The sequence below is a fragment of the Amycolatopsis sacchari genome (genome assembly GCF_900114035.1).
Classification (GTDB): Bacteria; Actinomycetota; Actinomycetes; order Mycobacteriales; family Pseudonocardiaceae; genus Amycolatopsis_E; species Amycolatopsis_E sacchari.
Genome location: NZ_FORP01000005.1, coordinates 111,480 through 130,910, shown reverse-complemented (window position 1 = coordinate 130,910; position 19,431 = coordinate 111,480). Strand labels below are relative to the sequence as shown.

The 19,431-nt window shown below is 71.0% G+C and carries 22 protein-coding genes; 14 read left to right on the top strand and 8 right to left on the bottom strand.

Translation table 11 applies throughout. The features are described from left to right. The first annotated feature begins 71 nt into the window (after window positions 1-71). A complete protein-coding gene (locus BMZ92_RS11000; protein ID WP_091505849.1) occupies window positions 72-368 on the top strand; it encodes a hypothetical protein in 297 nt (98 codons plus the stop codon). A 71-nt stretch (window positions 369-439) separates the two neighbouring features. On the opposite strand, the gene BMZ92_RS10995 is transcribed toward BMZ92_RS11000, so the two are convergent. Beyond that, window positions 440-1,231, bottom strand: coding sequence for an IclR family transcriptional regulator (locus BMZ92_RS10995; protein ID WP_091505848.1), 792 nt, complete (start codon window positions 1,229-1,231; stop codon window positions 440-442). Between the two features lie 155 nt (window positions 1,232-1,386). Between BMZ92_RS10995 and BMZ92_RS10990 the strand changes: the two genes are divergently transcribed. Genes BMZ92_RS10990 through BMZ92_RS10945 form a run of 10 tightly spaced genes read left to right on the top strand, consistent with a single transcriptional unit; the run spans window position 1,387 to window position 9,429 of the window. Then, window positions 1,387-2,712 carry an MFS transporter gene (locus BMZ92_RS10990; RefSeq protein ID WP_091505846.1) on the top strand — a complete coding sequence of 442 codons (1,326 nt, stop codon included), beginning with the start codon at window positions 1,387-1,389 and terminating at the stop codon, window positions 2,710-2,712. Continuing rightward, complete coding sequence (locus tag BMZ92_RS10985; RefSeq protein WP_091505844.1) at window positions 2,712-3,518, top strand: N-acyl homoserine lactonase family protein; 807 nt, start codon at window positions 2,712-2,714, stop codon at window positions 3,516-3,518. Before BMZ92_RS10990 ends, BMZ92_RS10985 begins: the two co-directional genes overlap by 1 nt. Next, entirely contained in the window at window positions 3,515-4,336 is an 822-nt protein-coding gene (locus tag BMZ92_RS10980) for an SDR family NAD(P)-dependent oxidoreductase (RefSeq protein WP_091505842.1), read from the top strand. Before BMZ92_RS10985 ends, BMZ92_RS10980 begins: the two co-directional genes overlap by 4 nt. Beyond that, complete coding sequence (locus BMZ92_RS10975) at window positions 4,333-5,235, top strand: NAD(P)-dependent oxidoreductase (protein WP_091505840.1); 903 nt, start codon at window positions 4,333-4,335, stop codon at window positions 5,233-5,235. Before BMZ92_RS10980 ends, BMZ92_RS10975 begins: the two co-directional genes overlap by 4 nt. Continuing rightward, window positions 5,232-5,624: a cupin domain-containing protein gene (locus BMZ92_RS10970; protein WP_091505839.1), complete on the top strand. Its 393-nt coding sequence runs from the start codon at window positions 5,232-5,234 to the stop codon at window positions 5,622-5,624. The genes BMZ92_RS10975 and BMZ92_RS10970 overlap by 4 nt, the downstream gene beginning before the upstream one ends. Before the next feature lie 11 nt (window positions 5,625-5,635). Next, window positions 5,636-6,031: a 4-carboxymuconolactone decarboxylase gene (pcaC, locus tag BMZ92_RS10965; protein ID WP_091505837.1), complete on the top strand. Its 396-nt coding sequence runs from the start codon at window positions 5,636-5,638 to the stop codon at window positions 6,029-6,031. Further along, window positions 6,028-6,927, top strand: a complete 900-nt coding sequence (locus BMZ92_RS10960) for an NAD(P)-dependent oxidoreductase (protein ID WP_218153439.1) — start codon at window positions 6,028-6,030, stop codon at window positions 6,925-6,927. The genes pcaC and BMZ92_RS10960 overlap by 4 nt, the downstream gene beginning before the upstream one ends. Then, window positions 6,924-7,679: a carboxymuconolactone decarboxylase family protein gene (locus BMZ92_RS38125; protein WP_091505836.1), complete on the top strand. Its 756-nt coding sequence runs from the start codon at window positions 6,924-6,926 to the stop codon at window positions 7,677-7,679. The genes BMZ92_RS10960 and BMZ92_RS38125 overlap by 4 nt, the downstream gene beginning before the upstream one ends. Continuing rightward, complete coding sequence (locus BMZ92_RS10950) at window positions 7,676-8,464, top strand: N-acyl homoserine lactonase family protein (RefSeq protein WP_091505834.1); 789 nt, start codon at window positions 7,676-7,678, stop codon at window positions 8,462-8,464. The genes BMZ92_RS38125 and BMZ92_RS10950 overlap by 4 nt, the downstream gene beginning before the upstream one ends. Further along, window positions 8,464-9,429 (top strand): Ldh family oxidoreductase, encoded by a 966-nt coding sequence (locus BMZ92_RS10945; RefSeq protein WP_091505833.1) that lies wholly within the window; start codon window positions 8,464-8,466, stop codon window positions 9,427-9,429. The genes BMZ92_RS10950 and BMZ92_RS10945 overlap by 1 nt, the downstream gene beginning before the upstream one ends. Here BMZ92_RS10945 and BMZ92_RS10940 read toward each other — a convergent pair whose 3' ends face one another. From BMZ92_RS10940 to BMZ92_RS10920, 5 genes are all read right to left on the bottom strand, one after another. Next, a complete protein-coding gene (locus BMZ92_RS10940) occupies window positions 9,430-9,792 on the bottom strand; it encodes a TIGR03618 family F420-dependent PPOX class oxidoreductase (RefSeq protein ID WP_245782997.1) in 363 nt (120 codons plus the stop codon). It abuts the gene before it with no gap. After that, entirely contained in the window at window positions 9,789-10,967 is a 1,179-nt protein-coding gene (locus tag BMZ92_RS10935; RefSeq protein WP_245782996.1) for a VanZ family protein, read from the bottom strand. The genes BMZ92_RS10940 and BMZ92_RS10935 overlap by 4 nt, the downstream gene beginning before the upstream one ends. Window positions 10,968-11,354: 387 nt before the next feature. Then, the gene (locus BMZ92_RS10930) at window positions 11,355-12,557 is read right to left on the bottom strand and encodes a metal-dependent hydrolase family protein (protein WP_091505829.1); all 1,203 of its coding nucleotides are present in this window, start codon (window positions 12,555-12,557) and stop codon (window positions 11,355-11,357) included. Beyond that, window positions 12,554-12,979, bottom strand: coding sequence for a GAF domain-containing protein (locus BMZ92_RS10925; RefSeq protein ID WP_091505828.1), 426 nt, complete (start codon window positions 12,977-12,979; stop codon window positions 12,554-12,556). Before BMZ92_RS10925 ends, BMZ92_RS10930 begins: the two co-directional genes overlap by 4 nt. After that, a complete protein-coding gene (locus BMZ92_RS10920) occupies window positions 12,976-14,367 on the bottom strand; it encodes an MFS transporter (RefSeq protein ID WP_091505826.1) in 1,392 nt (463 codons plus the stop codon). Before BMZ92_RS10920 ends, BMZ92_RS10925 begins: the two co-directional genes overlap by 4 nt. Before the next feature lie 79 nt (window positions 14,368-14,446). Between BMZ92_RS10920 and BMZ92_RS10915 the strand changes: the two genes are divergently transcribed. Then, entirely contained in the window at window positions 14,447-15,367 is a 921-nt protein-coding gene (locus BMZ92_RS10915; RefSeq protein ID WP_091505824.1) for a MurR/RpiR family transcriptional regulator, read from the top strand. 22 nt (window positions 15,368-15,389) lie between these two features. On the opposite strand, the gene BMZ92_RS10910 is transcribed toward BMZ92_RS10915, so the two are convergent. Next, window positions 15,390-16,748, bottom strand: a complete 1,359-nt coding sequence (locus tag BMZ92_RS10910) for an APC family permease (protein WP_091505822.1) — start codon at window positions 16,746-16,748, stop codon at window positions 15,390-15,392. After that, a complete protein-coding gene (locus BMZ92_RS10905; protein WP_091505821.1) occupies window positions 16,748-17,581 on the bottom strand; it encodes a carbon-nitrogen hydrolase family protein in 834 nt (277 codons plus the stop codon). The genes BMZ92_RS10910 and BMZ92_RS10905 overlap by 1 nt, the downstream gene beginning before the upstream one ends. A 107-nt stretch (window positions 17,582-17,688) precedes the next feature. On the opposite strand from BMZ92_RS10905, the gene BMZ92_RS10900 reads away from it, so the two are divergent. Both BMZ92_RS10900 and BMZ92_RS10895 read left to right on the top strand, forming a co-directional pair. Further along, complete coding sequence (locus BMZ92_RS10900; RefSeq protein WP_091505819.1) at window positions 17,689-18,291, top strand: TetR/AcrR family transcriptional regulator; 603 nt, start codon at window positions 17,689-17,691, stop codon at window positions 18,289-18,291. 68 nt (window positions 18,292-18,359) lie between these two features. Further along, window positions 18,360-19,364: an Lrp/AsnC family transcriptional regulator gene (locus BMZ92_RS10895; RefSeq protein ID WP_091505817.1), complete on the top strand. Its 1,005-nt coding sequence runs from the start codon at window positions 18,360-18,362 to the stop codon at window positions 19,362-19,364. Window positions 19,365-19,431 lie beyond the last annotated feature (67 nt).

The window sequence follows — 19,431 nt, the reverse complement described above, 5'->3', positions numbered from 1 at the left end:
GCCGATTTCCCTTCCATCCCACGGGTTGTGCCCGTTCGGTTTTCCGGGGCGCGGTCGCTAGGATCGCGGGCGTGGACACCGGGACCGTGTTGCTGGGGCTTGCCGTCGTGCTGGGAGTCGTGCTGCTGGCGGCGTGGGAAGCCGCGCGCAGGCACCAGCGGACCGAACGGCGGCTCGCGGCGGTCGAGCGCAAGCTGGACGCCGTGCTGGACCACCTCGGCGTCGACGTGACCGAGGAGCACCCGGAGGTCGAGGAGTTCCTGCGGCAGGGCAAGCGGGTCGAGGCGATCAAGGCCTACCGGGAGAGCACGGGAGCGGACCTGCGGGAGGCCGTCGCGGCCGTCGACCGGCTGGCGTCGCGGGACTGACGGTTTTTGTCGGTGGTGGGCGCCCGATCTCCTGTGTTCAGAGGAGACTGAGCGGCATCCCCACCAAGGGCTCACCCCACCGCGCCGCCTCGGTACCCGAGCGTCGCGCTGAGCTTTGCCGCGCCTTGCATCACCATCTCCGCCAGCTGCTCCTTCGCCTCCTCGCGGAACCGCATCTCCGGGATGGTCAGCGTCAGGCTGCCGACCGCCGTCCCGTCGGCACCCAGTATCGGCGCGCCGATGCCCCGTGAACCCGGGATCTTCTGCCCCCGCGAGAACGCGTACCCCTGCTGCCGGATGCACTCCAGCTCCCGGCGCAGCACGGCCGGGCTGGGCGCCTTCTCCCCCGAACCCGGCGCCGGCACGCGCTCCGCGATGATCGCCTCGATCTCGTCCTCCGGCAGGAACGCCAGTATCGCCCGGCCCGACGCCCCCCAGTTCACCGGCACCGGCGTGTTCAGCTCGATCCGGTACGACAACGGGTTCGGCGAGGAGTGCTCCGCGGCGTAGATCATCTGGCGCCGCCTCGGCAGGTACACCCCCAGCAGGCACGCCTCCTGACTGCGCTCCACCACCTCCGCCAGCACCGGCCGCGCCAGCTTCACCAGGTCCTGCCGCGCCGCGAGCAGCGCCCCCAGCCGCTGGCACTCCGCCGTCGGCCCCCACCGCCGCGTCACCGGGTCCGGCTCGACCATGTCCTCCTTGGCCAGGAGGTCCAACAGCCGGTGCACCGTGGGGCGCGGCAGCCCCAGCGTCTCAGTCAGCTCGGCGACACTGACGTCCTCCCCCGCCTCGACCACGGCGCGGAACACCGCGACGACCCTCGCGACCGTACCCGTCGGTGGCTCCGAACCAGCTCGCATGGTGGACGAGGTTATCACTCAGCGGACAAAACAAAAGCCCTCCGACACATTGACAACTCGCCGAACCCACGCCTAGCTTGAGCCTCAACCGTCCACTCAACGATTTAACTGTCCGCTGAGTGGACATCCCCACCCGATCGCAGGAGTCGAGTGAGATGACAACGCTGTCGTCGGCCGGAACAGGCCGGATACGGCGCCGGGCGGCGCTCGCCGCAGGTGTCGGCAACTTCATGGAGTGGTTCGACTTCGCCGTCTACGGCTTCTTCGCACCCACCATGGGCAAGGTGTTCTTCCCGGACAGCAGTGCCACAGTCGGCCTGCTGTCGTCGCTCGCCGTGTTCGGCGTCGCGTTCTTCTTCCGCCCCGTCGGCGGGTTCGTGCTGGGCTCGCTGGGCGACCGCCGCGGGCGCCGGTTCACGCTGTCGCTGTCGGTGCTGATGATGGGCGTGACCACCACGCTGATCGCCGCGCTGCCCAGCTACCACGCGGTCGGCGTGCTCGCCCCCGTGCTGCTGGTCGTGCTGCGCTGCCTCCAGGGCTTCTCCGCGGGCGGCGAGTGGACCGGCTCGGCGGCGTTCCTGCTGGAGATCACGCCCAGCTCCCGCCGCGGCGTCTTCGGCAGCGTCATCTCGGCGACGGCCGCGCTCGCCACGGTCGCGGGCAGCTTCGTGGCCCTGCTCGTGCAGTCGCTGGTCAGCGCGGAGGACATGCTGAGCTGGGGCTGGCGCATCCCGTTCCTGATCGCCGCGCCGCTCGCGCTCATCGGCCTCTACGTCCGGCTGAAGCTGGATGAGACGCCCGTGTTCGAGGAGCTCAAGGCGCTGGGCAAGGTGTCCGCCACTCCCCTGCGCAGCGCCGGGAAGCGCAACCTCAAGCCCGTGCTGCTGACGCTCGCCATCGCGGCCGTGCAGGGCCTCGGCTTCTACTACCTGGCCACGTACGTCGTGAACTACCTGTCCCAGACCGTGCACCTGTCCCGCACCAATTCGCTGGTGCTCAGCGCGATCGGCCTGACCGTCTACATGGCACTGTGCCCGCTCGCGGGGGCGATCTCCGACCGCTACGGCCGCCGCCGGGTCAACCTCGCCGGCAGCATCGGCTACGTCGTGCTCGGGCTGCCCGCGTTCGTGCTCATGGGCCAGGGCGGTGTCGCGCCCGTGCTGCTCGGGATGCTGCTGCTCGTCGTGCCGCAGTCACTGGTCAGCGTCACGACCGTGGTCATGCTCGTCGAGCTGTTCCCCGCCGCGACGCGTTCCAGCGGCAGCGCGACCGGGTTCAACATCGCGCTGGCGTTCATCGCCGGGCCGGGCCCGTTCGTGGCCAGCGCGATCGCGAGCGCGACCGGCAGCAGCGTGTGGCCCGCGTCGTACATGGTGCTCGTGGCCCTCGTCGCGACCGTGTTCCTGGCGAAGTTCCTGCCGGAGACCGCGGGCCGCGACATCGGCGCGGAGGCACCGGCCGCCCGCGTGGAGGCGCACTGATGGACGACACCTACGAGGTGCTGGCGGTCCGGTTCGCCACCCGCGAGACGGTCGCCAGCCAGGTCTACCTCAACTACCACGTGTACGGCGAACCCGACCGTCCACTGCGGATGGACTACTACTTCTGGGTGCTGCGCAACGAAAAGCGCACGATCGTCGTCGACACGGGCTTCACCCCCGAGGTCGGCGCGCAGCGCGGGCGCACGATCACTTGCCCGGTTCCGGAAGCGCTTTCCCGGATCGGCGTCGACCCGGTGTCGGTCGACCGGCTGGTGATCACGCACGCCCACTACGACCACACCGGCAATGTCGACTTGTTCCCCCACGCCGAGATCCTGATCTCGGCGAAGGAACTGGACTTCTGGACCGGCCCGTACGCCGAGCGAGTCCAGTTCGGACACTCGGCCGAGTTCCCGGACATCGCGGACCTGGTGAAGGCCGACGAGCAGGGCCGCGTGACGCGCCTGCCCAAGCGGTACGACCTCGCGCCCGGCATCGAGCTGCGCGAGGTCGGCGGGCACACCCCCGGGCAGCTCATCGCCCTCGTCCGCACGGACAGCGGCACGGTGGTGCTCGCCTCGGACGCCCTGCACTACTACGAGGAGCTGGAGCGCGACCGCCCGTTCGTCGTGGTCGCCGACCTCGCCGCGATGTACCGGGGGTTCGACGAGCTGGCCACGCTCGCCGCCGCCCCGGACACGACGCTGCTGGCCGGGCACGACCCGCTCGTGCTCGACCGGTTCGAGCCGGTCGAGGACGGGTTCGCGGTGCGCGTGAGCCCCGGCACGGAAAGGAAGCAGGTATGAAGGGCAAGGTGGCCGTGGTCACCGGCGCCGCGAGCGGGATCGGGGCGGCCACCGCGCGCCGCCTGTCCGACGCGGGCGCGAGCGTCGTCGTCGTGGACGTCGACGGCGAAGGCGCGCAGAAGGTCGCCGCCGAGCTGCCCGGTCCGGCGCTCGCCGTGGGCGCGGACGTCTCCCACGAGGAGGACGTCGAACGCTACATCCAGGCGGCGCTGGAGAAGTTCGGCCGGATCGACCTGCACCACCTCAACGCGGGCATCACGGGCCCGTTCGTCGAGCTGCCCGACCTCGGCGTCGACGAGTTCGACCACGTAATGGGTGTGAACCTGCGTGGCCCGTTCCTCGGGCTGCGCGCGGCGTTCCGGCACTACCGCGAGCGGGGCACCGGCGGCGCGATCGTGCTGACCGCGTCGATCGCGAGCCTGCGCGGCAGCCACGACCTGCTCGCCTACCAGACCTCGAAGCACGGCGTGCTCGGGCTGTTGCGTGGCGCCGCGATGTACGGCGGGCCGATGGGCGTGCGCGTGAACGCGGTCGCGCCGGGCCTGGTGCCGACGGGGTTGTTCACGGCGGCCAAGGACGCATCGGGCGGGGGCAACGACATGCTCCAGCGCGGCACGACGGTTCCGTTGCGCCGCACCGGAACTCCGGACGAGATCGCGGCCGTAGTGGCGTTCCTGCTGAGCGATGACGCGGCATACGTGCACGGCGAGGTCGTGTCGGTCGACGGCGGGTCGGCGATCGTCAGCACGGTGCGCCCCTCGGGTGGCGCCGGAGCGTGGGACACCACGGAAGTGGATCGAAGGGGAGGCAACGCATGAGTACGCCCAGGATCGGTGTGATCGGGCTCGGCAACATGGGCGGCCGGATCACGCGCCGGATCGTCGACAGTGGACAGCCGGTGCTCGGGTTCGACACGGTGGCGGGCAGAGCGGACGCCGTGGGCGCGAAGGCCGCGGCCTCCGTCGCCGAGGTCACCGAGCACTCCGACCACCTGCTGCTGTCCCTGCCGGACAGCAACGTCATCGAGAAGGTCGTGCTGGGTGAGGACGGGGTGCTGGCGCACTGCCACGAGGGACAGATCGTGGTGGACCTCAGCACCGCGGCGCCCGCCTCCACCGTCAAGCTGCACGCGGCCTTCGCCGAGCGGGGCGTCGAGTTCGTCGACGCCGGGATCTCCGGTGGTGCGGCCGCCGCGGAGAAGGGCACGCTGACGCTGATGGTCGGCGGGTCCGCCGACGCGCTCGCGCAGCTGGAGAAGACGCTGGAACCGTTCAGCGCCAAGGTGTTCGCGATGGGCGGCAGCGGAGCCGGGCACACCACGAAGGTGCTGAACAACTTCCTCAACGCCGTCAGCCTCGCCGCCACCGCCGAGGTGCTCGTCGCCGGGCGCAAGGCCGGGCTCGACATGCACCAGCTGCTGGACGTGTTCAACGCCAGCACCGGCATCAACTTCGCGACGCTGAACCGGTTCCCGCACATCGTCGACGGCGACTACCTCGAAGGCGGGCTGACCAGCACGCTGATGATGAAGGACGTCGTGCTGTACGTGAACCGGCTGCGTGAGCTGGGCGTGCCGACGCTCAACGCCTCCGGGCCGATGGCGAGCTTCGCGCTGGCGCAGTCACTGGGGTACGCGGACCAGATCAGCAACCGCGTGGTGGACGCGATCGGCGACGCGGCGGGCGGCGTCCGCCTGCACGACAAGGAGGACGCATGAAGATCGTGCACGGCCGTCCCGACGGCGCGAAGACCGAGGAGCGCGGCGCCACCTTCGACGGCACGGTGTGGGCGGACCCCGTCCTGCCGACCACCGACGGCGTCACCATCAACGCGATCTACTTCACCCCCGGCGCCCGCACGCACTGGCACCGCCACGAACGCGGGCAGATCCTCCAGGTGACCACCGGCAGCGGCTGGGTGTGCAGCGAAGGCGAAGCGCCCCAACGGCTCCAGCCCGGCGACGTCGTGTGGGTCCCGCCCGGCGAACGGCACTGGCACGGCGCGAGCAGCGACTGCGCCATGGCCCACGTGGCGATCTCGCTCGGCACCACCCAGTGGGACACGCCGGTCAGCGAGGACGACTACCTCGCCGCCCACCAGCAGTGAACGGAGAAACGATGGATCAGGCACGGTTCGAAGCGGGACTCGCGACGCGGAAGGAGGTGCTGGGCGCCGGGCACGTCGAGCGGTCGCTGGCGAAGGTCACGGACTTCAGCCGTCCCGTGCAGGAGCTGGTCACCGAGTACTGCTGGGGCGAGGTCTGGACGCGGGACGGGCTGGAACGCCGCACGCGCAGCCTGCTGAACCTGGTGATGCTCACCGCGCTCAACCGGATGCACGAGCTCGCGGTGCACGTCCGCGGCGCGGTGCGCAACGGCTGCACGCAGAGCGAGATCCAGGAGGCGCTGCTGCAGACCGCGATCTACTGCGGGGTGCCGGCGGCGCTGGAGTCCTTCCGCGTCGCCGAGCGGGTGCTCACCGAGCTGGCCGAAGAGGGGGTCGAGGTCCCGTGACGCTGCAACCTGGGGCCACGCTCGGGTTCGTCGGGCTCGGCAACATGGGCACGCCCATGGTCCGCAGGCTCGTCGAGGCCGGGTACGAGGTGCGCGGCTACGACACCGATCCCGAGGCGCGCGAGCGCGTGGCGGCGCTCGGCGCGACCGTGGTGTCCGAAGTGGACAAGGTCGCCGCCGGTGCGGACGCGGTGCTGCTCATGCTGCCGAACTCCGATGTCGTGGAGCGGGTGCTGTACTCCGACGGGCTCCTGGAGGCCGCCCGGCCGGGCACGGTCCTCGTCGACATGGGCTCGTCCCGGCCGCACTCGACGCGCACGGTCGCGGAGTGGGCGGCGAGCCGGGGCGTGCCGATGGTGGACGCGCCCGTGTCCGGCGGGGTCGGCGGCGCCGAGGCGGGCACGCTGACCGTCATGGCCGGAGGCGCGGCCGAGGACGTCGAGCACGTGCGGCCGGTGCTGGAACGCATCGGGGGCAAGGTGCAGCACGTCGGCGACGTCGGTGCGGGACACGCGCTCAAGGCGCTGAACAACCTCATGTCCGCCACGCACCTGCTGGTCAGCTCCGAGGCCCTGCTGGCGGGGCAGGAGTTCGGGCTGGACCCCGAGGTGATGCTCGACGTGGTCAACGGTTCCAGCGGGCGCAGCGGGTCCACCGAGGCGAAATGGCCGAAGTTCGTGCTGCCCGGCACGTTCGACTCCGGGTTCGGGCTGCGGCTGATGCTCAAGGACATGCGGATCGCGGTGGAACTCGCGCGGGAGACGGGCCTGCCGTCGGCGCTCGGCGAGTCGGCCGTCGAGCTGTGGGCGAAGGCGGCCGAGGAGCTGCCGCCGACCGCCGACCACACGGAAATCGTGCGCTGGCTGCAGAACGAACACGGGAAGGGACGACGATGACGGCGAGTCTGACGCAGCGGCAGGAAGAGCTGAAGGCCGAGTTCATCAAGGTGCGCGGCACGTGGAGCGACGCCTGGGAGGACATCCTCCGGCTGGACCCGGACTTCCTCGCGGCGTACCTGAAGTTCTCCGCGGTGCCGTGGCGCAAGAACCACCTGCCGGACAAGGTGAAGGAGTTCGTCTACATCGCCGCCGACGCGGCCGCCACCCACCTGTACACGCCGGGCGTGCGCCAGCACATCCGCGCCGCGCTGGCGTTCGGCGCGACCAAGGAGGAGATCATGGAGGTCATCGAGCTGACCTCCACGCTCGGCATCCACGCGTCGAACATCGGCGTTCCGCTCCTGCTGGAAGTGCTGGAGGAGGAGGGCATCCGCAAGGGGCCCAGGCCGCTCGACGAGAACCAGGAGCGGATCAAGGCCGAGTTCACCGAGAACCGCGGGTACTGGCACTCGTTCTGGGACGGCATCCTGGAGGTCGACCCGGAGCTTTTCGAGGCGTACACGGAGTTCTCGTCCGTGCCGTGGCGGACGGGCGTGCTGGAGCCGAAGGTGAAGGAGCTGATCTACACCGCCTTCGACGCGTCCGCGACCCACCTGTACGTACCCGGGCTGAAGCTGCACATGCGCAACGCGGTGCGGTACGGGGCGACGCAGGAGGAGATCATGGAGGTGCTGGAGATCGTCAGCGTCGTGGGCATCCACGCCGCGACGGTCGCGGTGCCGATCCTCGTCGAGGAGCTGGAGCGGTGACCGGCTTCGAGGTCGTGCAGGTCCGCTACGGCGAGCGGGTGACGCGGAAGAGCGCCGTGCTGCACGAGTACGCCTCCTACGGGCAGCCGGACGGCGATCTCCAGATGGACTACAACTTCTGGGTGCTGCGGGACGGCTCGCGGATCGTGCTGCTGGACACGGGGTACGACATCACCGAGCGCGACTGGCTCGGCGAGCAGCCGGTCATCTCCACGCCGGATGCCCTGCGGCTGCTGGACGTCGACCCACTCGACGTGTCCACTGTGGTCACTTCGCACTTCCACTACGACCACATCGGACACCTCGGGTTGTTCGCCAACGCCGAGGTCGTGTCGGGTGTGGCCGAGCACGAGTACTGGTTCGGCAAGTGGCACCGCGGGGAGCTCGACGGCGAGTTTGCGACGGCGGGGCACCTGGAAGCCGTGTGGCGGGCCGAAAAGGAGGGGCGCCTGCGGCTGGTGACGGAGGAGACCGAGGTGGCGCCGGGGCTGACGGTCATCCCGGTCGGCGGCCACTCCCCCGGCGAGCTGCTGACGATCGTCGAGAGCCGGTCGGGGCCGCTGATCATGGCGGCCGACGCGGCGCACTTCTACGAGCAGATCGAAAACGAGTGGCCGTTCTTCGCGTTCACGGACCTGGACGAGATGCGGCGGGCGCTGGCGTTGATCAACCGCCTGGCCGAGGAGCGGAACGCCACGGTGATCCCGGGGCACGACGGCCGCGTGCGGGACCGGTTCCCGGCGTTGGGGGGCCCGGCCGCCGCCGTGGCGACGGTGCTCGGCTGATGTTCGTGCCGGTGGCGGAGGCCAGGGCCGTCGCGGTCGGAGCACTGCGGCGGCTCGGCCTCTCCCCCGAGGAGGCCGCGATCACCGCGGACCACCTGATCGACTGCGAGCTGCGGGGGCTGGGGTACAGCGGGCTGGCGCGGATCCTGAGCATCGCGGACCGCGGAATCGGTTCCCCACGCCCGGTTTCCGTGCTGCGGGAGAGCCCGGTGTCGACGCTGCTCGACGGCGGCGACCGGCTCGGTTACGTCGTCGCGCAGCGGGCTGTGCAGATCGCGGTCGACAAAGCGACCGCCGCCGGGATCGCCGTCGTGGGTGCCCACAACACGTACTACACAGGCATGCTGTCCTACTACGCCGAACAGGCGACGGCCCGGGACCTCGTGGTCCTGCTCGCGTCCAACGCGACGCCGTGGGTCGCGCCGCACGGCGGAACGGAGGCGCGGTTCGGGACGAACCCGGTGTGCTTCGGGTTCCCCGGGGCGGACGGGCCGGTGATCTGGGACGTCGGCACGTCGGCGATCGTGCACGCGCAGGTCGTGCTGGCCGGGCGGCTCGGTGACCCCCTGCCGCCGGGCGTGGCGTTCGACGCGGCGGGTGCGCCGACGACGGATCCGGCGGCGGCTCTGGCGGGGGCGTTCGCACCGTGGGGCGGGCACCGGGGCAGCGGGCTGGCGATCGTCGTGCAGTTGCTGGGGGTGCTCGCGGGATCGCCGATCCTGCCGGGTGAGCTGACCGACTTCGGTTTCCTGGCCATCGCACTGCGGCCCGACCTGCTTCGGTCCACAGAGGACTTCAAGCGGGACGTATCGCAGTACGCTGAGGCGATCCGGGCCACGCGCCCGGCGGGAGATGCCCCGGTTCGGATGCCGTTCGACCGCTCCGCGGCGGCGCGGGCGGAGGCACTGGCACGGGGCGGTTTCGACGTGCCGGAGGAGGTGCTCGCGGCGGTGCGGGCGCTGTGATCAGGGGTGGAGCAGCCAGCGCGCCACGGGGACCTCGATGAGCACCCGCGCCCCGAACGGCTCGAGCTCCGCCGCCGCGTCCCAGCCGTCGTACTTCGCCGCGAGCGCGGTGAGCACATCCGGCCGCAGGGTGCCGCGGTGCACCCGTGCCCGGCCCTCGGCGACGATCGGCGCGTCACCGTCTTCGAGCGCGAGACTCACCCGGGGATCGCGCTCGATGTTGCGCACCTTGACGTTCCGCGCGCCGCTGCCGATCCAGAACGTCCCGTCGAGGTGCACGAACCACACGGGCGTCAGGTGCGGCGAGCCGTCCGCCCGCAGGGTGCAGAGCCAGATGTTGCGTTCTTCCGCCAGCCGGTTCACGCCCGTGATTCTTCCGGAACCCGCTCCCGGGGTGCTGGTTCCGGCACGATCGCCGTGTTCACCGTGCCGGTGAGGCGTTCGTAGGGAGCGCGGTGCTCGTCGTCGAGGAGGATGGCCAGCGGGGACCACACCACGACGACCAGGACGGACACCAGCAGCCCGGCGGGCACGAGCAGTTGCTCCGGGTGCGCGGCCACGTTCCAGTCGAGGTTCATCAGCAGCCACAGCAACCACAGCGGCGAGAGCAGGATCCCGTTGCGCACCGCCAGTGACACGGGCCCCGCACGACGGCCGTTCGTGCGGCGGACGCGCAGCAGCATCGCGCGTTTGCCGAGCGTGGAGCCGGTCAGGGTGGGTACCAGCACGAACCACACCAGCCCCAGCACGAGGATCAGGGTGCGCCGGTGTTCGAGGCTTTCGCCGAACAACGTCAGCAGCCCGAACACGAACGCCATCAGCACGGTGAACGCCACGAGGTCGGTGACCAGCGCGAACAACCGGCGCGGTACGGTCACCTTCGCGGCGTAGCGGCGGCGGTCCCGTTCGGCGTCGAGCTCCGGCAGGACCTTCGACAGCGGGCCGGCGGCGAGCCAGCCCACAGCGCCGCCTGCGGTGTTGAGGATCAGGTCGTCGACGCTGAACAGCCGGTACGGGCACGGATAGACGAACCACAGTCCGGTCAGCTGCGTCAGCTCGAAGAACAACGATACCCCGAACGCGACGAGCACCGCGGGCAGAAAGCGCATTCTCGCGGCGTACCGGAGGAAAACTCCGAGCGGCACCAGCATGACGACGTTCAGCGCAGTGGTCCAGACCGCTGGGTTGTGCAGCAGCGCCACCGGGCCGAAGTGGCCGTGCCCCCGTTGGGCGATCACGTCGAGGAAGTTGAACGGGCGCAGCTGGGGGCTGCTGGCGTAGGTGGGTTCGGTGCAGTAGGCGCTGCCGTCGGGCAGCGGCACGATCGTCTGCATGGCGATGGCCAGCAGGTAGAACACGAACGCGTAGAAGACGACGGCGGTCCGGCCGCCCGCCCGGCCACGCCGCCGGTACCCGACGACGGCGGCCGGGATCATGAGCACCAGCGCGACGAGGGGGAACAGCACCAGCGCGGTCTGGACGGGGAGCAGGTACGTGGCGACCACGGCGGGGGAATACCCCGGTCTCGGCGCGGTCAAGCCACCTGGATCGGGGTCCGGCCGCGGCGCGCCGACCGGAGGCGGCCGCGGCGCGCCCGGGTGACCTCGGCGCCGCGGGCGGAGCCACCAGAGCACGGCGCGCCAACCGGGGCGCGCACCCGGCACGCCACGTGAGGGGGCAACCGCGCTGGCAGCGGGACCAGGCGCGCCGAAGCCTCGCACGCCGCGCCGCCCGGAGGCAGCCGCGCCGGGGCGAGCGGGGGTGACCTCTGCGCCGCGGGCGGAGCCACCGGAGCACGGCGCGCCAACCGGGGCAGCGCACCCGGCACACCACGCGCCCGGACCGATCACGCCACCCCCGCGGACGGCCCCCCACCCAGGAGCCGCCCCCACGGGCGGCCCGTCCCACGACGAGCCGCCCCTGGATCACACCACGACTTCCCCGCCCTGCACGACGTGCCGGATGTGCTTCGGGTCCGCGAGGACGCCGATGTCCGCCAGCGGATCGCCCTCCACGATGACCAGGTCAGCGTGTGCGCCGGCGCGGAGGGTGCCGATCTCACCAGCCATGTTGACCAGCTCCGCCGCCACCGTGGTCGCCGAGCGGAGGACCTCCAGCGGGGTCTGGACCTCCGCCCGCAGCCGGAACTCCGTGTTCTGGTGCCGGTGCATCCCGCCCAGCAGATCCGTGCCGTACACCAGTTTCACCCCACCGCGCGCGGCCCGCTCCAGCGCCGCCAGCCCCGCGCCGAGCACCTCGTCCACCTTCCGCCAGCTCGCCTCCGGCAGGCCGAACTCGCGCCCCTCCTCCTTGAGCGCCCAGTACGTCACGAGCGTGGGCACCAGGAAGGCGTCGTGCTCGCGGAACAGCTCCACGCTGCGGTCGTCCAGCAGGTTCCCGTGTTCGATCGACCGGACACCCAGCTCCAGCGCCCGGTTCACGGCCCGTGCGGTGTAGGCGTGCGCGGCGACGTACCGGTTCGCCGCCTCCGCCTCCTCCACCACCGCCCGCATCTCCTCCGCCGAGTACTGCGTGGAGTCGATGCGGTCGGTCGGCGACGCGACGCCACCGGACGCCATGATCTTGATGTGGTGCGCGCCCTTGCGCAGCTCGTCCCGCGCGGCGGCCCGCACGGCGTCCACCCCGTCCGCGATGCGGCCGAGGCCGGCGCAGCACGGGTGGTCGTCGTGCCGGTGGGTGCCGCGGCTCCGGCTGTCGCCGTGCCCGCCGGTCTGGCTCAGCGCCCGCCCGCAGAACAACAGCCGCGGCCCGCGGAACAGCCCTTCGGCCTGCGCGTCGGCCAGACCGTAGTCCGCGCCCGACGCGTCCCGCACCGTGGTGAACCCACGGGACAGCATCCCGTTCATCGTCCGCGCGCTCTGCAGGGCCACATAGGACGGTGCCGTCGACGGCAGCGAGCCGAGGTCCGCGGTGGACGCCGTGACGTGCACGTGCGCGTCGATCAGCCCGGGCAGCACGACGGCGCCCCGCAGGTCCTCGGTGCGGACGTCGGCGGTCAGCCCCCGGCCGGTTTCGACGATCCGTCCGTCGGCGCACCGCAGATCACCCTCGGTGTACTCGCCGGTCTCCGGGTCGAGCAGCAGTGCGTTGCGCAGCAGCAGGTTCACCGCAGCTCCCGCAGCGCGGGCACGGCCAGCGGCGCGAGTTTCACCGCCGCCTCGACGGACGCCTCGTCGTAGGCGCCCTCCGCGTCGAGGATGGCGAGCGCGCCCAGCGTCTCGCCCCCGTCGACCACCGGCACGTTGATCACCGCGCCGCAGCCGAGCGAGTCGATCAGCTCGTGGTCGGCGAACACCTCGCGCACCGACGCCAGGTCCGGCCCGAAGAACGGCTCCTGCCGGACGATGCACCGCTCCAGCCAGCCACCGGTGATCTCGACGCTCTTCTCGCCGCCGACCGGGTACTGCTCGGGGTGGCTCGTGTACACCCGGCGCATCGTGCGCCGCTCGGGCACCCAGGCGAGCACGGTGAACAGCCGCGCACCGACCTCGGCGCGCACCTTTTCCTCCACAGTGGACAGATCAGTCACTTGTTCAGCTCCTTCGTGACGGCGACGGGTGCGCCGGACTCGGTCAGTTCCTCCAGCGAGCGGCCCGCGGTGGACAACCCGAAGACCACCACGCACAACACGCCCAGCACCAGTACCGCGGTGGTGAGGCCGAACACGCCGCCGAACCCGAGGCTCGCGGCGGACACGCCGATGATCGTCGGCGCGAGGATGCTGCCGACGCGGCCGAACGCGCTCGACAACCCCGTGCCGGTGGCGCGGATCCACGTCGGGAACACCTCCGGCGTGTACGAGTACACCCCGGCGTAGGTTCCGTTGAGGAAGAACGACAACACCGCTCCCGCGAGCGTGATCGACCACGGCGCGTTCATCTGGCTCAGCCAGAAAGCGCTTACCGCGGAGCCCGTCAGGTACAGCGCGATCGTGTGCTTGCGGTCGAGCCGCTCGGACAGCCACGCCGCGGAGAAGTAGCCCGGCACCTGCGCGAGGTAGATGATGATGGAGAACTCGAAGCTCTTCGTCACCGTGATCCCGCGTTCCACGAGCAGGGTGGGGATCCAGGAGAAGAAACCGTAGTACGAGAAGGTAATGACGAACCAGACGGCCCAGATCACCGCTGTGCGCCGGGCCATCGCCGGGCTCCACAGGAACTTCAGCGCTGTGAGCAGGTTGACCTTCGGGGTTTCGGTCATGGGCTGGGCCGCGGCCTCGGGTACCGGCGGCAACGGTGCCTTCGTGGCCTTTTCGACGGCCTGTTCCAGCCGCGCGACCACCTGTTCGGCCTCGGCGGTCCGGCCGTGCGCGAGCAGGAAGCGCGGCGATTCCGGCAGGGAACGGCGCCACCACAGCAGGAGCACGATCGGCAGCGCGGTGATCACCTGCGCCACCCGCCAGCCCTCGGGCACGGCCGACACGACGAACCGGCCGATGAGCGCGGCGGCGACGAACCCGAACGAGAAGAACCCGGCGAGCGCGCCGACGAACCAGCCGCGGCGTTTCGCGGGCACGAACTCCGACAGGAACGGGGCGATGATCGCGCTTTCCGCGCCCGCACCGGCCCCGGCGAGCACGCGCGAGACCAGGAAGATCTCGTAGTTCGGGGAGAACGCGGCGATCACGGAGAACACCGCGTAGAACGCCAGCGCGTATATCATGACCTTCTTGCGGCCCACGCGGTCGCCGAGCAGGCCGGCCGCGATCGCGCCGAAGAGGAAGCCGAACGGCGTCGCGGAGCCGATCAGCCCCAGCTCGCCGTTGCTGAGCTGCCACACCGACTTGACACTGGGCAGCAGGAACGCGACGACGGCGGAGTCCATGCCGTCGAACGTGTACCCGAGCCCGCCGATGAGCAGCAGGAGGTAGTGCGGCCGGGCCAGCGGCAGCCGGTCGAGTCGTGCCAGGAGCGTCATCCCAACGCCTTCCGGAAGGGGACCACCAGGAGTTCCGACAACGTATCCTGCAGATTCGCGAAACTGCAATACGCTTTGCATGCTTGTAACAGTGGGATACGGTGCGCGGGTGGCGGACAGGAGGAACCTCGACGGGTTCGAGGAGTGGCTACGCGCGCGCGTGCCGGAGCGTGGGCTGCGCCCGAAGTCGGCTGCGGTGGTGGAGGTCCTGGTCTCGCGGCCGCGTGAGGCGTCGTTCGGCTCGACGGCGGATCTCGCCCGGCTCGCCGGGGTCAACGTCGCGACGGTGACGAGGACGGCGCAGGCGCTCGGGTTCGCGGGATGGCCCGCGCTGCAACAGGAACTGCGTGCGCGGTACCTGTCGTCGCTGAGCGCGCCGGAGGTCGCCGAGGAGCACCACGGCGTCGGCTCCCCCGCGTCGGCGGCGCTGCGCCGGGACCTCGACGGGCTCGCGTTGCTGAACCGGCGGTTCGACGAGGCGGAGATCCGCGAGGTGGCGGAGGCGATCGCCGCCGCGCGGCGCACGGTGGTGATCGCGGACGGCAGCTACGCGGCGGTGGGCATCGCCTTCGCCCACAACGCGCGGCTCGCCGGGTACGACGTGCACGCGATCACGGCGGGCGACGCGGAACTGGCGAACGCGACGGCGAAGCTGACCGCGGAGGACGCCTTCGTGGCGATCAGCTTCTGGCGGCTGTACGAGAGCACGGTGCTGGCCGCGAACGAGGCGCACGACCGGGGCGCCCGCGTCTTCGCGATCACGGACGCGGCGAGCCCGGCGCTGGCGGAGGCGGCGGAGCGGGTGCTGATCGTGCCCGCCGAGGGCGTGACCTTCTTCCCGTCGCTGACCGGCGGGATCGCGCTGGCGCAGGCGATCGTGGCCCAGCTGGCGGCCGTGGACCCGGCCAGGACCGGCAGGTCGATCGAGGCCGCGGAGGCGATGTGGTCCCGGTTCGACCTGCTGCACCGGCGGCCGGGCGGCAAGCCGGTGCAGCAGTGACTCTGACCGGGCGCACCGGTGCTCAGGAAGCGCTTTCCCGCACCGGTTCCGGCGCCTGCTCGCTCATGTCGAACTCCGGCGGCGCCTTGCGGAAACCCCGCGTCAGCACGGCGAGGTAGACCACCCCGAGCGCGAGCCAGCCGAGCCCGAGGTAACGCGCGACCGGGCTGAGCTGCGTCAGCAGGTACACGTCCACCGCGGCACCGGCCAGCGGCACCAGCACATGCGTGAGGACCGAGGGCCGCCCGCCCTTGCGCCGCTGCCGGATGAAGTACGCGATCACGCACAGGTTCACCAGCGTGAAGCCGAGGAACGCGCCGAAGTTGATGAACGAGGTCGCCGTCTCCACCGACAGGTTCAGCGCGAGCAGCGCGGCCGCGCCGATCAGCAGCAGGTTCGGCACCGGCGTGCGCAGCTTCGAGTGCAGGTGCCCGAAGAACCGCCGCGGCAGCACGCCGTCGCGGCCCATGACGTAGAGCAGGCGGCTCGTGCTGGCCTGGATGGTCAGCCCGGACGCGAACCCGCCGACGAGCGTCACGACGTTGATGACGTCCGCGAACACCTTGCCGCCCACCAGGTTCGACAGCGCGTAGCCCGCCGAGGACGGGTCGTCGAACTGGTCGCCCGGGTGCACCCACTGCATCACGAACGACAGCCCCACGAAGATCACGCCGCCCGCGAGCACGGTCAGCACGATCGCCCGCGGGATCGTCCGCCGGGGGTTGCGCGTCTCCTCGCTCAGCGTGCTCACCGCGTCGAAGCCCAGGAACGAGTACGCCGCGATCGCCGCGCCGGCCGAGATCGTCGTGATGCCCGAAGCGGGGTTCCAGAACGCCGTGCCGGCCGAGCCGGTCGAACCACCCGCGAGGTAGTGCACGCAGAAGCCCACCAGCACCAGCAACCCGAGGATCGTCAGCCCCATCAGCACGCGGTTGACGCGGTCGGCCACCACGAGCCCGAGCACGTTGATCCCCGTGGTGAGCACGATGTTGACCACCAGCCACGCCCACACCGGCACGGCGGGGAACTGCGCGTTGAGGTACACCGACTGGATCAGCCACGCCACCATCGGCAGGAAGAAGTAGTCCAGCAGGATCGCCCAGCCGGCGAGGAACCCGACGCGCGCGTCGAGCATCTTGCGCGCGTAGGTGTAGACCGAGCCCGAAACCGGGAAGAGCTTCGCCATCTTGCCGTAGCTGAGCGCGGTGAGCAGCATCGCGAGCGTGGCCACGAGGTACCCGCTCGGCGCGGACCCGTGGGTGGCGACCGCGATGACGCCGAACGTCGACACCACGATCGACGGCGACATGTAGCAGAGCCCGAACACGACGACCCCGGGCAGGGTCAGCCGTGCGGTGAGTTTCGCGTCCTGGGCGGCCATCACAGGCTCCTGTCTTCCGGCGCCCAGCGGGCGGGGTCGAGTACCCCCGAGTACAGCGGCAGTTCCAGGGGCTTCTCGTCGGGCGACCACTGCGCCCACGGGCGGTTGAGCCCCGCGGTGCCGTACTGCCGCACGGTCTCGACGGCGGCCAGGTCGACCACGTCGGTGAGCACGGTCGCCTCGGCGCCCGCGGCCTCCGCCCGCACATTGCCCTCGGGGTCGACGAGCAGGCTGCGGCCGACGCCGTGCGGCGCGGCGGCGTTGAGGCTCGCTACGAACACCTGGTTGACGATCGCGTTCGCACGGGCCAGCACGAGCTCCTGCGTGCGGTCCACAGTGGGCGTCTGCACGAAGTTCAGCACCAGCTCGGCGCCCATCCACGCGAGGTGCCGGGTGCTTTCCGGGAACCACGCGTCGTAGCAGATGGACAGTCCGATCCGGCCGTACCCGGGCATCTCGAACACGACGAACCGGTCACCGGGCTTGGTCTTTTCGTAGGGCCGCCACGGGAAGATCTTGCGGTAGGACGCCACGCGGCGCCCCTCCGGCGAGTACACGACGGCGGTGTTGTAGATCTCGCCGTCGTCGCCGCGCTCGTACACGCTGCCCGGCGCGAGCCACAGGCCCAGGTCGCCCGCGAGCTGCGCGAGCGCGCGGTCACGCGGGCCGTCGAGCGGTTCCGCGTCCTCCATCCGCTCGCACAGGTGCAGTTCGGGGTGGACGACGAGGCGCACGTGCGGCCGGTCCTGGCCCAGCTGCCGCACCTCGGCGGCGTACTCGTCGAAAGTCCGCGTCGGCGCCTGGACGAGTGCCAGCGGAAGGGGTCTGCTCATGGGAGGGGTCCTCGGAACGGAGGGAGCCGGAAAAGTTAAACGAAATTTAGATAACGAACTCGGGCCTGTCAACAGGGGTCTCAGGAACGCCGTGCGACGATTCGGACATGCCGCGCCCCCGCAACCAGACCGCCCGCCGGGCCCAGCTCATCGCCGCCGCCACCCAGACCGTGCTGGAGCACGGCGCGGCGCAGGCGCGGCTGCGGGACATCGCGCAGCAGGCCGGGCTCACCCCGGCCTCGGTGCTGTACTACTACCCCGACGTGCACGAGCTGTTCACCGCCGTGCTGACGCAGGGCAGCGTGACGTACTGCGAGGGTCGCGAGCAGGAGATCGCGCGGTTTTCGACGGCGGCGGACCGGCTCCGCGCGTGCATCCGGTCCGGCGTCCCGCGCCCGGGCGAGACGGCGGACGCCAGCCGGGTGCTGTACGAACTGGCGCCCGTGGTGCTGCGCAACGAGACAGCGGCGGCGGAGTACAAGCGGTTCATCGACCGGCAGACCGCGCTCTACCACCGCGTGCTCACCGACGGTGAGCGCTCGGGCGAGTTCCGTCCCGTCGACGACGTGGCCGTGCTGGCGCGCAGCTTCGTCGCGCTCGAGGACGGTTACGGGCTGGACGTGCTCACCGGCGATCTCGCCGCGGACGAGGTGGAGCGGCGACTGCTGCTCCACGCCCGCCTCACGCTGGGGGTAGACCTCACCACGTAACGCGGCGATGCAATTTTCCTTCATCCTGCATCTTGACGTGACGGATTCTTGCACGAAGAATCGGCGTTGTGCAGAACGACGTCAAGGGGCGCAACCTCGACCGGCGCATCGCCGCGGCGCTCCAGCTCAACGGCCGGGCCGGCTGGGGCGCGATCGCGCGGCACGTCGGCGCGAGCGAGTCCACCGTGCTGCGGCGGGCCGCGCAGCTGACCGAGTCGGGGCAGCTGCGGGTGATCGGCGTGGTCGACGTGCTCCGCTGCGGCCTCGGCGTGCCCGTGCTCGTCCGCGCGCGGTGCGCTCCCGGCACGGTCGGTGACGTCGCCGAGGCGTTCGCGGCGCGGCCCGACGCCCGGTACGTCAGCGTGCTCGCCGGCAGTGCCGACTGCGTCGCGGAACTCGTCCTGCCCTCCTACGCCGACCTCGCCGAGTTCCGGCTGCCCGCGGGGAGTTCGCTGCTGGAGACCGAGACGCTCGCGGTGATCCGCACGTTCACCTCCAACCACGACTGGAACTCCGGCGAACTCGGCGAGCCCGCGGTGACGGAGCTGCGGGGCGGCGACGCGCGGCCGTTCGAGGAGCAGCACTGGGAAAGCCCGCCCGAGAAACTGGACGAGCTGGACCTGGCGATCTGCGCCGCGCTCGGCGAGGACGGCCGTATGTCCGCCAAGGACCTGGCGCGCCAGGTGGGCACGAGTGAGTCCACTGTGTCCCGTCGCATGGAGTCCCTGGTGCGCCGGGGTTGCCTGCGGTTCCGCACGCTCGCCGAACCGGCGTTGTTCGGCTTCACGGTGGAGTTCATGCTGTGGCTTTCGGTGCTGCCGTCCGCATTGGACGCCGCCGGGCAGCAGCTGGCAGCCCACCCCGCCACCAAGTACCTGTCCGCGACCACCGGCCGGTTCAACCTCGCCGGGCAGGTCGTGCTGCGGCACCACGGCGAGCTGTACCGGTACACCACCGACGTCGTCGGTGCGCTGCCCGGACTGCAGGCGGCCGACGTGACGTTGCAGGTCAAGACCCTCAAACGTGCCTGGGCCCCGACCCCGGCGACCCGAGTGAACCTGGAGAATCCGTGAGCGAGCTTGCGAGCGAACCATCAAACACCACGCTGGCCGACGTATTGACACTGCCTCGGCTTGCCGA